We start from the raw sequence: 14,428 nt of genomic DNA on the forward strand, positions 1-14,428 counted from the left end.
GCATCTGCACGGTATGGGTGGTCTCGGTGGCGGCCGCCGCACCAGCCAGAAGAGCAAAGACGGCGGCGGTGAGGGTCTTGGTGAGCATCGGACTGTCCTATCCACGGGGTGTCGTTTCGTCTTGAAAGGAGGGATAGACTGGACGCCGAGGTCGTTTATTGATCTTGCGCAAACTCCGGAGGAACGTGTGGCCAAGCTCGACGAAAGCCTGATCGCTGCGCTGGCACCGTTCCAGAAGCTCGATCGCCACCAGATTCGCGAGATCCTCGACCAAGCTGTGCCCAAGCGCCACGACGAAGGGTCCGAGATCTTTCGCGAGGGCGAGGAGGCCGACCGCTTCTTCCTTCTGCTGGACGGCTTCGTGCGCGTGGTCCGCACGACTCCGACGGGAGAGCAGGTGATTCTCCGGCACATTCCGCCCGGCCAGCTCATCGGCATTGCGCCGGCGCTTGGTCGCCCGACCTATCCCGCCTCGGCCCTATCGGCGAGCGAGTCTCTCACCTTGGCGTGGCCGGTTCGGCTGTGGGCCGTCTTTCTGGAACGGTACCCGGGCTTCGCCAGCCATGCCATGAGCGCCATGGGGCAGCGTTTCCAGGAGCTGCATGACCATGTCACGGAACTCGCCACCAAGGCGGTGGAGCAGCGCGTGGCGGCCTGCGTGCTGCGCATGGTCAACCAGAGCGGGCGCAAGGTGGAGGGTGGGATCGAGATCGCGTTTCCCGTGACCCGCGCCAACATCGCCGAGATGACGGGCACCACGCTTCATACCGTGAGCCGACTGCTGTCGGCCTGGGAGCGCGACGGCATCGTGGAAAGCCGACGCAAGCATATCGTGGTGACCGCGCCCCACCGCCTCGTGATCCTGTCGGGCGCGACGGGGTAGCGCGACGCCCGGCCAAAGGGGCGGCCACGGGGTCAGACGGCTGCGCGCAGCCGCGCCCGGAACTCGTCCTCGTCCAGGCGGTATTCCTGCACGGCGTCGATCACGGTGTGGAACGGCGCGATCGGGCAGCCGAAGCAGAGCATCCTGCGCTCGAGGAACGCTTCCGCTGTCGCGGGCCAGTGCTCGAACAGGCGCGCCAGTGGCAGGTCCGGATCGTCGATGGAAGGGCGTCGCATGGCTCATCCTTGGGGGGTCCGGCCATGGGGCCGGGTCCGGTCAGGATCATCCCAGGTAATCTGTCCTTCTTTGCGTTGCATCAAACTCGACGCGCATCGGCTCGGCTAAGACCTGTCGGACTAGAACGTCTGCCGGAGAGCTCCATGTCGGAATACCTGACCAAGGCCAGGGCGCGGAACGTGTTCTACGGAGGCTCGCTGTTCTTCGCGGCCGTCTTCGTGGCCATGGTCGTCCACAGCCACCACTACATCGTCACCACCTCCACGGCCGGGATGCCGCTGACCGACGAGGTCGTCCTGGGCAAGCATGTCTGGGAGGAGAACAGCTGCATCAACTGCCATTCGCTCTCGGGCGAAGGCGCCTACTTCGCCCCCGAGCTCAGCAACGTCATGACCCGCTGGGGTGTGACCGACGATCCCGAGGGGGCCTACGAGATCCTCGACGGCTGGATCAAGGCGCAGCCTTCGGGGGCCGAGGGCCGGCGCCAGATGCCGTTCTTCGACCTGACCGAAGACGAGACCCGCGGCCTGGCCGAGTTCCTGCGCTGGGCCGATCACACCGACCTTCAGGGCTGGCCGCCCAACGACGCCGGCTGAGGAAAGATCGACATCATGAAGTACAAATCCCAACACGTCGCGCTGGCCTACTTCGGCGTCGCGCTCCTGCTGTTCGCGGTCCAGGTCTTCGCGGGGCTCCTCGCGGCCTGGATCTATGTCGCCCCCAACACGCTGTCCGAGCTGCTCCCGTTCAGCATCGTCCGCATGATCCACACCAACGCGCTGGTGGTCTGGACGTTGCTGGGCTTCTTTGGCGCGGCCTACTACCTCGTGCCCGAAGAGGCCGAGCGCGAGCTCTTCTCGGTCAAGCTGGCTTGGGTCCAGCTCGCCATCCTCACGGCGGGCACCCTGGCCGCGGTGGCGGGCTACCTGTTCCGCATCCATGGCGGGCGCGAGTTCCTCGAGCAGCCGCTCTGGGTCAAGTACGGCATCCTCGTGGCGGCGCTGATCTTTCTGTTCAACATCACCATGACCTCGCTTGCGGGCCGCAAGACCGCGATCACCAACATCCTGCTTCTGGGGCTGTGGCTGCTGTCGCTCCTGTGGGTCTTTGCCATCATCAACCCCGACAACCTGGCGCTGGACAAGATGTACTGGTGGTTCGTGGTCCACCTCTGGGTCGAAGCGACCTGGGAGCTGGTCATGGCGGCGATCCTGGGCTTTCTCATGCTCAAGCTCACCGGCGTGGACCGCGAGGTGATCGAGAAGTGGCTTTACGTCATCGTCGCCATGGCGCTCTTCTCGGGCATCCTGGGCACCGGGCACCACTACTTCTGGATCGGCGCGCCGGGGTACTGGCAGTGGGTGGGCTCCGTCTTCTCGACCTTCGAGGTGGCCCCGTTCTTCGCGATGATGACGTTCAGCTTCGTCATGGTCTGGAAGGGCCGCAAGAACCACCCCAACAAGGCCGCTCTCCTGTGGTCGCTGGGCTCGGCCACCGTGGCCTTCTTCGGCGCGGGTGTTTGGGGCTTCCTGCACACGCTACACGGGGTGAACTACTACACCCACGGCACGCAGGTAACCGCGGCCCACGGGCACCTGGCCTTCTACGGCGCCTATGTCTGCATCAACCTCGCGATCATGTCCTACGCCATCCCGGTCCTGCGCAACCGTGAGCCCTACAACCAGGTGCTCAACATCACGAGCTTCTGGCTGATGACCGGCGGCGTGGCCTTCATGACCTTCACGCTGACCTTCGCCGGCACGGTGCAGACGCACCTCCAGCGCGTGATGGGCCTGTACTACATGGAGGTCCAGGACCAGCTCGTGCTCTTCTACGTCATGCGCTTCGGCGCGGGTGCGGCGGTCGTCCTCGGGGCACTCCTGTTCATCTACTCGCAGGTCGCCGTCCGGCGCGAGATCGTCGCGCCCGGCCCCGCCGTCCGCCCATCCCTGCAACCGGGAGAATGACCGATGAACGCCCATCTCCAGACCCGCGCCGTGCCGTACTACCAACCCGCCGCCGACGAATGCGAGGTCTTCGCCGCCGCCCAGGCCAACGGTCTGCCCCTTCTCCTGAAGGGGCCCACAGGCTGCGGCAAGACGCGCTTCGTGGAGCACATGGCGGCCCGGCTCAACCTGCCCCTTTACACGGTCGCCTGCCATGACGACCTCTCGGCGGCCGACCTCATCGGCCGCTACCTCCTCAAGGGCGGCGAGACGGTCTGGGCCGACGGGCCGCTGACCCGCGCCGTACGCGACGGCGGCATCTGCTACCTCGACGAGGTGGTCGAGGCCCGCAAGGACGTGACCGTGGTGCTCCACCCGCTCACCGACGACCGGCGGCGGCTGTTCATCGACCGCACCGGCGAGGATCTGCACGCCCCGCCGAACTTCATGCTCGTCGCGAGCTACAACCCCGGCTACCAGAACATCCTCAAGAAGCTGAAGCCGTCCACCCGCCAGCGCTTCCTGTCGATCGGCTTCGACTTCCCCGAGCCCGAACTGGAGCAGCGCATCCTCGTCCACGAGACGCGTCTCGACGAGGGCCGCGCCAAGGCGCTGGTCCGCCTTGCGGGCCATGTCCGCAAGCTCTCGGGCATGGACCTGGAGGAGGGTGTCTCGACCCGGCTGCTGGTCTACGCCGGCACCCTGATCGCGGGCGGCATGTCCGTCGCCCGCGCTCTCGAGGCCGCCATCATCGAGCCCCTCAGCGACGACACGGACACGCAGCAGGCGCTGCGCGACCTCGCCGCCACCGTCTTCGGGTGACCGCCATGCTCCACGCCGCCCTCGACCTCATGGAGCCCGAAGATTTCGTCGGCAATCTGTGGCACGACTGGGCCAGCCGCCTCGCCGCACCCGAGCAGGGCACGACGGACCAGGCGGTCACGCTCGAGGAGATGCGGGCCTCTGTGGCCATGCTCGTTCGGGGCCTGGGTGGCGCGGGCAGCGTGGAGATCGGCCCCGCGCCCGAGACCGTGGTCGCGCGCCGGCGGCGGCTGTCCGAGCAGGTGGCCGGCGTTTGGCCCAAGGAGCACCGCGCCACCTTCGACGGCGAGCGGCTGCGCCTGCCCCCGCAGATGGCCGTGTTCCCGTCGCGTGCGCTCAATCGCGCCGCCTACCTTTGGCTGGCGGCCCTCGCGGCCGTGTCCGAGCCCCTCCCGCGGCATGACGACCCCCTGGTCGCCGACCTCCTCCAGCTCCAGGCCATGCGTGAGGCGGACCGCCGCCTTCGCGAGCTCTGCCCCGGCCTCGCGCCCGCGGCAGCGGCCATGTCGGCTCACCTCCTGATGAGCCGGGACGCCCAGCCCGCCAGTGGCGCAGAACGCGCCGTCGAGGAACTCGCCCGGCTGGTGCTCGCCGTCGCCCCGTGGACATCCGACCGCGCCCAGGCGCTCCTGCGCGACCTGGAGGCCGGCACCCTCAAGGCGCCTCGCGGCTATGTGCCCATGACCCCCGTCCCCATCTGGCCCCGGCTGGAAGCCCGCGCCCCGGGCCGCGGCGCCGCCGAGACCCAGGATCCCGCAAGCACCGGCCCCCAAGGCGCCGCCGTGTCGTCGCGCAAGAAGGGCGAGCGCCGCGACCTCGACCAGGCCAACCGCCGCGACAGCTTCATCCTGTACCGCTTCGAGGGCATCCTGTCCTGGGCCGAGAGCCTCAACCTCGCCCGGACGACCGACGACGACAACGCGGACAATGCGGCCAAGGCCGCCGAGGACCAGGACCACATCACGCTGAGCCAGCACTGGAAGCGCGCGGCTTCGCGCCTGCGGGTGTCGCTCGACCTCGCGCCCCAGGATGCCGACCACGAACGCATCGCGGACCGCTTCACCTACCCCGAGTGGAACCACCGCGCCCGGACCTACATGCCCGACCACACCCGCGTGCTGGAGGCCCCCGTCGAGCCCGGTCCCCGGGCCGTCACCCCCGACCCGCGCCTGGCCGCCCGCGTCCGGCGCCAGTTCGAGGCCCTTCACCCCCGGCGCGTCACGCTGCCCCGGCAGATGGACGGCTCGGAGCTCGATCTCGACTCGGTGGTCAGTTCCCAGGCCATGATCCGAGCCACGGGCCAGGGCAGCGACCGCATCCACATGGCCTCGCGCGCGACGGAGCGGGATCTCGCGGTCGCCCTCCTGGTGGATTGCTCGCGCTCGACCGAAGCCGTGACCGGCAACCGCTCGGTCATCGATACGGCGCGCGACGCCGTTGGTGCTCTCGCCATGGGGCTCGACAAGGTGGGCGACCGGCTCGCGATCTGGGGCTTCTCCTCGCTCAAGCGCGACCGGGTGTTCCTGCACCGCTGCAAGGGCTTCGGCGAGCCGATGTCGGCCGCTGTCACGGCCCGGATCGGGTCCTTGCGGCCCGGCCATTACACCCGCCTGGGCGCCGCGATCCGCCATGCCTCCGCGCAACTCGCACAGGAGGGCGCGGCCAAGCGCCTCCTCCTGGTCATCACGGACGGCAAGCCCAACGACCTCGACCACTACGAGGGCGTCCACGGCATCGAGGACAGCCGCATGGCGGTGCGCGAGGCCCGCGCCCTGGGCCAGTCCGTCCACGGCGTCGTCATCGACGCCGACGGCCAGGACTGGTTCGCCCGCATCTTCGGACGCGCGGGCTTCACGCTGCTGCCCGATCCGGCGCGGCTTTCCCGGGCCTTGCCCGACATCTATCACGGACTCACACGGGAGACCTGACCATGCGCGTTCTTCTCGCCTTCCTGACCCTTCTGCCCGGCGCGGCCCTGGCCCAAGCCGCATCGAGCGCTGCGCCCCAGCCCATGACCGCCGAGGCCGAGATCATGTACGCCCTGGCCTGCGCCGGGCTGGTGCTGTCGCTCGGGGCGGCGCACTGGCTGGTGGCGCGGCGATGAAGCCGTCCTGGAGGCTGGTGGCCGGGATCTACCCCTTCGCCGCCGGGGCGATGGGGCTCAACGTCTTCTTCGCCTCGCTGATCCTGGGCTGGGTGGGCGTGCCCATCCTCACGCCCTGGACGGCATTCTGGCTCAGCCTGCCGCTGGGCCTTCCGGCGGCCTGGGTCTACGCGCGGCATCTGACCCGGCTCATGGTGGAAGTGGACGGGACGCTGGAGGAGGCATGACCGGCTTCACGCTGGCCTATGCCGGCTTTCTTCTGACGCACTTCGTGCCGACCCGGCCCAGGGTCCGCGAACAGCTGATCTGGGTTATGGGACGCCGTGCCTGGTTTTCCATCTATGGGCTGATCTCGCTCGCCGTCACGGTCTGGGTCATCTGGGCCGCCGGACGCGCCACATACATCGATCTCTGGCCGCAACTCCCATGGACCCGCTGGGTGCCCAACCTTGTGCTGCCTGTCGCGATCGCGCTGACCGCCTGCGGACTGCCGGCCAAGTCGGTGACACTAGGCGGCCCGCGCGTCTCCAAGCTCGACCCCAAGCGCCCCGGCTTCGCCGCGCTGACCCGCCATCCCCTGCTCTGGGCGCTCGTCCTCTGGTCAGGGGCACACCTGTTCCCGAACGGGGACCTCGCTCATGTGATCCTGTTCGGCGGCTTCGCCCTGATGGGCCTCGCAGCCATGCCAGCCTTCGATGCCCGCGCCAGGCAGGCCCTGGACCCTTTGGAGGCTCGCGACTACTTCGCCGTGACCTCGATCTTGTCCGTCCGGCCGCTCCTCGATCCAGCCTGGAGGCACCAAGAGGGCAAGCCGCTGGTGCCAAGGCTCGTCCTCGCCGCGGCCCTCTGGCTCGCGCTCCTCCTCCTCCACCCCCTGCTGATCGGCGTCACGCCCCTGCCGCTTTGACGGAAGCCGATCCCCGAGCCGGATCCATCTTGCCAACGTCCCAACACGCGGGCTTCCTGCACGGCATGATGCAGAGTCCTGACCCGTCTGTCTTCCTTCGCGCGCTCTTCGACCGGGCGATCGAGGTCGCGGATCCCATGCGGTCCCTGATGGCTCATCTGCCAGCCCGGCCCTCGGGGCGGGTTATCGTGGTCGGCGCGGGCAAGGCGTCGGCCCGCATGGCCGAGGCGGTCGGATCTGCATGGGGCCCCTGCGAGGGATTGGTCATCACCCGCTATGGCCACGAACGACCGTTGCAGGGGATCGAAGTCGTCTCAGCCTCTCACCCGGTCCCCGACGCGGCGGGCGAGGCCGCGACCGGGCGGATGCTCGACCTCCTTGCCGGCCTGACCGAGGACGACTTCGTCCTTGCCCTCATCTCAGGCGGCGCTTCGGCTCTCCTCGTAGCGCCGGTCCCAGGCGTGACCTTGGCCGACAAGCAGGCGGTGAACGCCGCCTTGCTGGCCTCCGGCGCGCCGATCTCGGCTATGAACACGGTCCGCAAGCACCTCAGCCGGGTCAAAGGCGGGCAACTCGCCGCAACGGCCTATCCAGCGCGGATGCTCGCCCTCATGATCTCGGACGTGCCGGGCGACGACCCCGCCGTGATCGGCTCGGGCCCGACGGTTGGCGAGCCGTCTTCCTCGGCTGCCGCAGGTGTCATTCTGGAGCGCTGGGGCATACAGGTGCCGGACTCTGTCCGGCGGGCCTTGGCTGGTGCGACCGACGTGGTGCCGCCGGGCGATCCCCGCCTGTCCCGTGTCCAGAACCGCGTGGTCGCGGCACCCGCCCAGTCGCTTGCCGCTGCGGCCGAGCAGGCTCGCGCGGTCGGTTACAGGGTTCGCATCCTGGGCGATGCGCTGGAGGGAGAGGCCCGCGACGTGGCGCGGACCATGGCAGCCGAGGCTCTGATGTTGCAGCGCTCCGTGGGCCCCGAGCCGTTGGTCCTTTTGTCAGGTGGGGAACTGACCGTCACGCGCCGGGGAAATGGCGTAGGGGGCCCTAATGCCGAATTCGCGCTGGCGCTAGCTGTGGCGCTGGGTGGCTCGCCGGGCATTCATGCCATCGCCTGCGACACGGATGGCGTGGACGGCGCGGCCGAGGTGGCAGGGGCCGTGATCGGGCCGGACACACTGGCCCGATCACGCGGCCTTGGCCTCGATCCCTGGGCGGCGCTGGAACGCAACGATGCCCATGGCTTCTTCGCGGCACTGGGTAGTCAGGTGGTCACCGGTCCCACCCTCACGAACGTCAATGATTTTCGGGCCATCCTTATCATGGGGAACTGAACATGCTGCTCCACTGCGTTTTTTGTGCCATTCGCTCCGACGTCGACCCTCAAGCACTTCAGACTGTCATGGATGACCTTGCCGCCCTGCGCTCGGAGGTGGATGGGATGCTCAGCTTCCAGCACGGCCCGAATCGCGACTACGAGGGCAAGAGCCCGGGCCATGGCCATGGCTTCGTGATCGGCTTTCGCAACCGCGAGGCTCACCTCGCCTATGATGGACACCCGCGCCACAAGGATGCGGGGGCTCGGCTCGTGGCGCTCTGCGAAGGGGGATACGACGGCATCATGGTCTACGACCTGGAGGATGCGGCCAGTTCTGGATGATCGCACCTCTGGACGACAGCGGATCCGAAGGATCGGTCGTGCTCTGGCGAGTGTCCCTGCCTCGAGCTGGACGCTTGGCTGGACCGCGATCACGGCTGGCTTCCGGCAGCTTCGAAGGTCTGGGCCTCACATGGTTGCAGCCGATCGCTCAAGGTTCCGACGCGCGATGAGCTACGCTCGCGTTCCCGGACTGACGGCAGTAGCAAAAGCGTGAGCTGACAGCCAACTCCCCAAGGTCGAGAACGGCCCGGGGCCGCTCCTGAATGCCTCTTCTGAGCCATCCGTTCCATGGCAGCCGAAATCATGCCCACATCCGGCCTCGAGTGCCCAAGTTCCCAGTCACGGGTGCGTTCCCATACAGTCTGCTCGGTTTGCGCGCACAGCTTCCGATCACAGCACTCCCACGGCTTGTAACCTGCATATCATAGGCGCCGAAGTGGTCGTTCATGTCCTGCATGAAAACACTCAGGAATGGCATGGGCTTGGGGCGGCTGATCTCCGGCCTCGGCGCCCTCATGAACAGGGTGGTACATGGACCCAGGTTCGTGTTGTCCGATTGCTTGCTTCCGGTGGAGATTGATCTGCCAGCGCCACCGACAGCGCCGTCCTCCACCATTCTCTAGCTGCGTGCTGTCCCTGAGTCCGCGAACCAAGGTCACGGGATGATCGCCGGGTTCACCGACATAACGGACCAAGCTTCTCTGCACTGGAGCGTACTTGAGCGACCTTCAGTGGCATTCTTTGGGCCACGCTAGGGCCCGTAGACCCCGCAAACCTTGTACGCTGCCGTATGCGGGATTAGCCCACTTCCCTGAAGAGAGTGATGGAGGCGAGTACCGGAATCGAACCGGTCTACACGGATTTGCAATCCGCTGCGTAACCTCTCCGCCAACTCGCCGTCGCGTCGGGGGATTAGGTTTTCCGGATGCCTGCGTCAAGGGCGTATCAGGGCCGCTGGCGAAGCAGGGAGGAGAGGTCTGGGCCGACTTCGACGATTCGGCCGGTCCGTGCTCGACTTCGCGCTTCATCGGTCCTTGCAGGAACGGCTCGTGCCAGGACCTCTCGGTCAGCGCCCTCCAAGCCTGTAGCGGCGACAGCCGATGGCTTGCGGGCCACGCGGTCAGTTCATCGCGCAGGTCCGGCCGCTCGACCGATTGCTCCCGAGGATGCCCTGTGCCATCAATCGCTCTAGCTGTGACATCGGAGCGTCCCGCCCTTGCCAGATTTTCAGACCCGCCGCACGATGATGGTGGACACTCAGGTCCGCCCTTCGGACGTCACCCGGTTTCCGATCATCGAGGCCATGCTGCACGTCCCCCGCGAGGCCTTCGTGCCCGAATCGCGCCGCGAGGCGGCCTATCTCGGCGAGAACGTCGTCCTGGGACCAGGACGCGTGCTGCTTGAGCCCCGCACTCTGGCCAAGCTTCTCGAGAATCTCGACATCCAGCCGGGCGAGCGTGTGCTGGATGTGGCGACCGGGCTTGGGTACGGTGCTGCCGTGATGGAGCGGATGGGCGCGCAGGTGATCGGCGTCGAGGATGACACCGCCCGCGCTGCCGAGGCCGCGTCGATCTTGGCCGCCCAGGGCGCAGCCAACGCGCGCGTGCATCATGGGCCGCTGACCGACGGTGCGCCGGATTTCGCGCCCTACGACGTGATCCTGATCGAAGGGGCTGTCGAAACCGTCCCCGACTCGATCCTGGCCCAATTGGCGGAGAACGGGCGCATCGGCGCGCTTTTCGTCGAGGAGGCCCTGGGCATCGCCCGGCTCGGGCGGCGAGAAGGAGGGCAGGTGCATTGGCGCTATGCCTTCAACGCCGGGGCGGCGGTGCTCCCCGGCTTCGGACGGACGACCGCCTTCGTGCTTTGACGGCGGAACAACGACAGGGACAGGCGGAGGCAGATTCGATGCGCAACATCATCCGCGGGGCCCTTGCCACGCTCGTTCTTTGGACAGGAAGCGTCCAGGCCGAGACGTTGGCCGATGCCTTGGCGACAGGCTACGAAGCGTCCGGCCTGGTCGATCAGTATCGCGCCCTGCTGAGAGCGGCCGATGAGGATGTGGCCCAAGCCGTGGCGTCCCTCAGGCCCATCGTCAACTGGACCGCCGATTTATCGCGCAGCCTTAGCTATGCGGAACAGACCACGCCGTTCGGGTCTTCGGGCGTGAACACGCTGAACCTGGGCCGGTCGGCGAGCCTTGGCCTGAGCGCGAGCCTGACGCTTTATGACGCGGGCGGACGCCGGCTGACGGTGGAAGCCCAGAAAGAGACCGTCTTGGCCACCCGCGAGTCGCTTCGCAATGTGGAGCAGCAGGTTCTCCTTTCCATCGTCAGCGCCTATCAGGAGGTGCGTCGTTCAAGCGCCTTCGTGAGCCTGCGCGAGAACAACGTTCGGGTCATCACCCAAGAGTTGCGGGCAGCCCAGGACCGCTTCGAAGTGGGCGAAGTGACGCGGACCGACGTCGCGCTGGCCGAGGCGCAGCTCGCCTCCGCGCGGAGCCAGCTTGTGGCCGAGCAGGGCAACTTGGCCCAGGCCATTGCAGACTATCAGGCGGCGGTGGGTCAGGTCCCGCGCGACCTCGCGCCCGCGACGCCCGCCGCGATCCCGCAAAGCCTGGACGAGGCGCAGGCCATTGCGCAACGGACCCATCCAGCGCTTCTGCAGGCCCAGCACGAGGTCGCGGCCGCCGAGATCGGCATAGCGCAGGCCGAGGCGGCAACGCGTCCTAACCTTTCGCTGAGCGCTCAGGCCGAGGTCAACCAGGACTTCGAGGAAACGCTCGGGGTCGGGCTGTCGGCCTCGGGTCCCATTTATCGAGGCGGAGCCCTCGCTTCCCAGGTCAGGCAGTTCCAGGCTCGACGGGACGCGGCGCGGGGTGATCTTCTGGAGACGGCCCGCGACATCGTCCAGGCGGTGGGGAACAGCTACGCCTCTCTCGAGGTGTCCCGATCCAGCCGCGGTGCGTTCGTGGAGCAGGTCCGCGCAGCCCAGATCGCGTTCGAGGGCGTGCGCGAGGAGGCCACCTTGGGAGCCCGGACGACGCTCGACGTGCTCGACGCCGAGCAAGACCTTCTTGATGCCCGGGCCAACGTCGTCTCGGCCGAGATCGACGAGACGCTGGCCAGTTACCAGCTCCTGTCCGCCATGGGGCTTCTCAACGTGCAGAACCTTGGCCTCAACGTGCAGACCTACGACCCGACCGCCTACTACAATCTCGTCGATGACGCACCGTCGAGCGCTTCGGAGCAGGGCAGGGCGCTCGATCGGGTGCTCGAGGCGATTGGCGCCGGGAACTGACGCCTGCTGCAAGGCCGTTCCCTGGCTATTGAGGGTCCGGGGTGCAGGGAGGATGCTCTGATGTCCAAGCCGACCAGCCATTCCGAGGTCGAGAATGTGCTCCTGTCCATTCGGCGGCTGATCAGCGACACCCGGCCCGAACCGGTGCCGGCCGACGTGACCCCCCCGGGGCGGCTCGTTCTCATGCCATCCCTCCGCGTCGGTGAGGGGTCAGCCGACTCACCTTTGACGGGATCATCGGCTGCGGCGCCGTTGATCCTTGAAGAAGATGCCTCCCAGAAGGCGTCCCTCCTCGCCACTCCGCAGCCAGCAGTCGAGTTCGGTGCTCTGACCGTGCGCATTCCCGAAAAGGCTTCGACCGGGAGCACGGCGCAGGATGCGACCGATCGCCATGAGCAGGGCGCGTCACCGGATGCGGACGGCCCGCCAGGCTCCTTGGCCAGTGGTCATGCCGATCTGATGGCAGGGCAGGACCAGGCAGCCCTGCGGGCGCTGATCGTCGAAATCGTTCGGGATGAGCTTCGCGGCGAGTTCGGGGAAAGGGTGACGCGGAACCTCCGCAAGATCATCCGCCAGGAACTGCTCCGCACCCTCGATCCAGACGCCAAGATCTGAGGGTCACACCTCTGCCGCGAGGCCCAGGAGGGCGTCAAGATCGATGTGGCGTGCGACATGCGCGGCCAGATCATCCAACGTGGACTCGACCTGCCCGCTCCAGTCAAAGGCCTCGGCCGGCTGGCCCAGCTCGGCCAGCATCGCACCCCGAAAGGCATCGGCCGCGAAGATCCCATGGAGGTAGGTTCCCCGAACCCGACCATCCGGGGACTCCGCGCCCTCGGGGCGGCCCCCAAGGTCCAGCCAGGGCCGCGCCAGATCCGGTCCTTCGGTGCGTCCCAGATGAATTTCGTAACCTTCGACCGGGGCACCCGTGGTTCGGTGAACCCCGGAAGCCCGAGCCAGTCGCTTGTCCCGGCCCATCACTGTCGTCACGTCGAGAAATCCAAGTCCGTCGACACCGCCCGGCGGACCTTCCAAGCCATCGGGGTCTTCGATTCGCCGCCCGAGCATCTGGTACCCGCCGCAGATGCCCAGGATGCGCCCGCCCCGGCGCCGATGCGCCAGGAGATCGACGTCCCAGCCCTGGACGCGCAGATCGGCAAGATCGGCGATGGTGGTCTTGGAGCCCGGGAGCAGGACAAGGTCCGCGTTACCGGGCAGGGGGTGGCCCGGCGGGATGATCTCGACCGACACGCCGGGGGTGGCTGCAAGGGGATCGAGGTCGTCGAAGTTCGCGATGCGGCGGAAGCGCGGCACGGCGATCCTGATGCTGCCGGATGTCTTCCGCTGCCCTAGGTCAAGGATGTCCTCGGCCGGAAGACGCCACGCGTTCTCGAACCATGGGACGACGCCTAGGCCCACCCAGCCGGTTCGCTCTGCAATGAGCCGAAATCCATCGTCGAAGAGCGAGGGGTCCCCACGAAACTTGTTGACGGCAAAGGCCCGGATCATGGCCCGGTCCTCTGGGTCCAGAACGGCGTGGGTGCCTACGAGCTGCGCGATCACGCCCCCCCGGTCGATGTCGCCGACCAGGACCACGGGCACCCCGGCCGCCTGTGCAAAGCCCATGTTCGCGATGTCGCCGGCGCGCAGGTTGACCTCTGCCGGGCTGCCGGCTCCTTCGACGACGATCAGGTCGCGCTCATGTCCAAGGCGCCGGAAGCTGTCCAGGACCGGGGCCATCAGTTGCGGCTTCAACGCCGCGTAGTCACGCGCCCGGACGCTGGCCAGTCGCCGGCCCTGAACGACAACCTGCGACCCTGTGTCGGTTTCGGGCTTGAGCAGGACGGGATTCATGTCCGTCAAAGGCTCCAGTCCCGCCGCCCGTGCCTGAAGGGCCTGCGCGCGACCGATCTCTCCGCCGTCAGCCGTCACGGCAGCGTTGTTCGACATGTTCTGGGGCTTGAAGGGAGCGACCGCCAGTCCGCGGCGATGGAACGCCCGCGTCAGCCCCGCCACCAGCATGGACTTTCCAACATTCGAGCCCGCACCCTGGATCATGATCGCCTTGGGCATCGGCCCTCCTTGCAGGCAACAAAAAACGCGGTCCCGAAGGACCGCGTCAGGACTGGGAAACAAGGAAACGGATCAGGCCGCGCGCGCTTCTTCCTCGGCGGCGTGGCGACGCTCGCTTTCCTCGCGGGAAAGGGCGACAGACGTGCGGACACCCTTGGACACAAAGTCCATGAGACCTTGCACCACCCGCTCGTTAGGGTCGATGCCAGCGCAGGTCAGGACTTCGCGACCGTCCTTCGAACGCGCCCAGCGAGCAATCTGCTCGGGCCCGTTGCCGAATTTCTTGTCATCGGCGATGGCATCGTCCAACGCAGCAAGCACAACAGCGGCAAAAAGCTTGCGCGCACGGTTGCCCTGCTCGTTGTTGTAGGCGGTGCCGTCGATGAAATCCTTCATGTCGCTTCCTTTTTCGCGTTATTGTTATTTTCTCTTGCGGTCCCCGAACGCCGAGGCAAACTACCTATCGGAGTCGGTTTGAGGGGTGCTCATTCAGCATGGCTGC

16 protein-coding genes and 1 tRNA gene are annotated in these 14,428 nt (G+C 67.3%); 13 read left to right on the top strand and 4 right to left on the bottom strand.

What is annotated here, in order from left to right:
* Window positions 1–187: 187 nt before the first annotated feature.
* Window positions 188–883, top strand: a complete 696-nt coding sequence (locus FHG66_RS03070; protein WP_139075235.1) for a Crp/Fnr family transcriptional regulator — start codon at window positions 188–190, stop codon at window positions 881–883.
* Between the two features lie 32 nt (window positions 884–915).
* On the opposite strand, the gene FHG66_RS03075 is transcribed toward FHG66_RS03070, so the two are convergent.
* Window positions 916–1,119, bottom strand: a complete 204-nt coding sequence (locus FHG66_RS03075; protein ID WP_139075236.1) for a DUF1858 domain-containing protein — start codon at window positions 1,117–1,119, stop codon at window positions 916–918.
* A 144-nt stretch (window positions 1,120–1,263) separates the two neighbouring features.
* Between FHG66_RS03075 and FHG66_RS03080 the strand changes: the two genes are divergently transcribed.
* From FHG66_RS03080 to FHG66_RS03115, 9 genes are all read left to right on the top strand, one after another.
* The gene (locus FHG66_RS03080) at window positions 1,264–1,716 is read left to right on the top strand and encodes a c-type cytochrome (protein WP_139075237.1); all 453 of its coding nucleotides are present in this window, start codon (window positions 1,264–1,266) and stop codon (window positions 1,714–1,716) included.
* A 15-nt stretch (window positions 1,717–1,731) separates the two neighbouring features.
* The gene (locus tag FHG66_RS03085) at window positions 1,732–3,087 is read left to right on the top strand and encodes a cbb3-type cytochrome c oxidase subunit I (protein ID WP_139075238.1); all 1,356 of its coding nucleotides are present in this window, start codon (window positions 1,732–1,734) and stop codon (window positions 3,085–3,087) included.
* Window positions 3,088–3,090: 3 nt separating this feature from the next.
* Window positions 3,091–3,888: a CbbQ/NirQ/NorQ/GpvN family protein gene (locus tag FHG66_RS03090; protein WP_139075239.1), complete on the top strand. Its 798-nt coding sequence runs from the start codon at window positions 3,091–3,093 to the stop codon at window positions 3,886–3,888.
* 5 nt (window positions 3,889–3,893) lie between these two features.
* Window positions 3,894–5,816, top strand: a complete 1,923-nt coding sequence (locus FHG66_RS03095; protein ID WP_139075240.1) for a nitric oxide reductase activation protein NorD — start codon at window positions 3,894–3,896, stop codon at window positions 5,814–5,816.
* 2 nt (window positions 5,817–5,818) lie between these two features.
* Window positions 5,819–5,992, top strand: a complete 174-nt coding sequence (locus FHG66_RS21475; RefSeq protein WP_176556110.1) for a hypothetical protein — start codon at window positions 5,819–5,821, stop codon at window positions 5,990–5,992.
* The gene (locus FHG66_RS03100; RefSeq protein WP_139075241.1) at window positions 5,989–6,219 is read left to right on the top strand and encodes an NnrT protein; all 231 of its coding nucleotides are present in this window, start codon (window positions 5,989–5,991) and stop codon (window positions 6,217–6,219) included. The genes FHG66_RS21475 and FHG66_RS03100 overlap by 4 nt, the downstream gene beginning before the upstream one ends.
* Window positions 6,216–6,899 (top strand): NnrU family protein, encoded by a 684-nt coding sequence (locus tag FHG66_RS03105; protein ID WP_139075242.1) that lies wholly within the window; start codon window positions 6,216–6,218, stop codon window positions 6,897–6,899. The genes FHG66_RS03100 and FHG66_RS03105 overlap by 4 nt, the downstream gene beginning before the upstream one ends.
* A gap of 68 nt (window positions 6,900–6,967) precedes the next feature.
* Window positions 6,968–8,227, top strand: coding sequence for a glycerate kinase type-2 family protein (locus FHG66_RS03110; protein WP_425471697.1), 1,260 nt, complete (start codon window positions 6,968–6,970; stop codon window positions 8,225–8,227).
* 2 nt (window positions 8,228–8,229) lie between these two features.
* Window positions 8,230–8,553 (top strand): Dabb family protein, encoded by a 324-nt coding sequence (locus tag FHG66_RS03115; protein WP_139075243.1) that lies wholly within the window; start codon window positions 8,230–8,232, stop codon window positions 8,551–8,553.
* 824 nt (window positions 8,554–9,377) lie between these two features.
* On the opposite strand, the gene FHG66_RS03120 is transcribed toward FHG66_RS03115, so the two are convergent.
* A tRNA-Cys gene (locus FHG66_RS03120) sits at window positions 9,378–9,451 on the bottom strand.
* Between the two features lie 318 nt (window positions 9,452–9,769).
* Here FHG66_RS03120 and FHG66_RS03125 point away from each other — a divergent pair.
* The 3 genes from FHG66_RS03125 to FHG66_RS03135 are packed head-to-tail and all read left to right on the top strand — an operon-like array spanning window position 9,770 to window position 12,468.
* On the top strand, window positions 9,770–10,423 hold the full coding sequence (locus FHG66_RS03125; RefSeq protein ID WP_139075244.1) for a protein-L-isoaspartate O-methyltransferase family protein: 654 nt from the start codon (window positions 9,770–9,772) through the stop codon (window positions 10,421–10,423).
* 38 nt (window positions 10,424–10,461) lie between these two features.
* Complete coding sequence (locus tag FHG66_RS03130; RefSeq protein ID WP_139075245.1) at window positions 10,462–11,853, top strand: TolC family outer membrane protein; 1,392 nt, start codon at window positions 10,462–10,464, stop codon at window positions 11,851–11,853.
* Window positions 11,854–11,913: 60 nt separating this feature from the next.
* Window positions 11,914–12,468, top strand: a complete 555-nt coding sequence (locus FHG66_RS03135; protein WP_139075246.1) for a hypothetical protein — start codon at window positions 11,914–11,916, stop codon at window positions 12,466–12,468.
* A 3-nt stretch (window positions 12,469–12,471) separates the two neighbouring features.
* Here the strand turns inward: FHG66_RS03135 and FHG66_RS03140 are convergent, their stop codons facing one another.
* Window positions 12,472–13,926 (bottom strand): cobyric acid synthase, encoded by a 1,455-nt coding sequence (locus tag FHG66_RS03140; protein ID WP_139075247.1) that lies wholly within the window; start codon window positions 13,924–13,926, stop codon window positions 12,472–12,474.
* 72 nt (window positions 13,927–13,998) lie between these two features.
* On the bottom strand, window positions 13,999–14,322 hold the full coding sequence (locus FHG66_RS03145; RefSeq protein WP_139075248.1) for a DUF6280 family protein: 324 nt from the start codon (window positions 14,320–14,322) through the stop codon (window positions 13,999–14,001).
* Window positions 14,323–14,428: the final 106 nt, after the last annotated feature.

It is taken from the genome of Rubellimicrobium rubrum (assembly GCF_006152115.1).
GTDB classification, from domain to species: Bacteria; Pseudomonadota; Alphaproteobacteria; order Rhodobacterales; family Rhodobacteraceae; genus Rubellimicrobium; species Rubellimicrobium rubrum.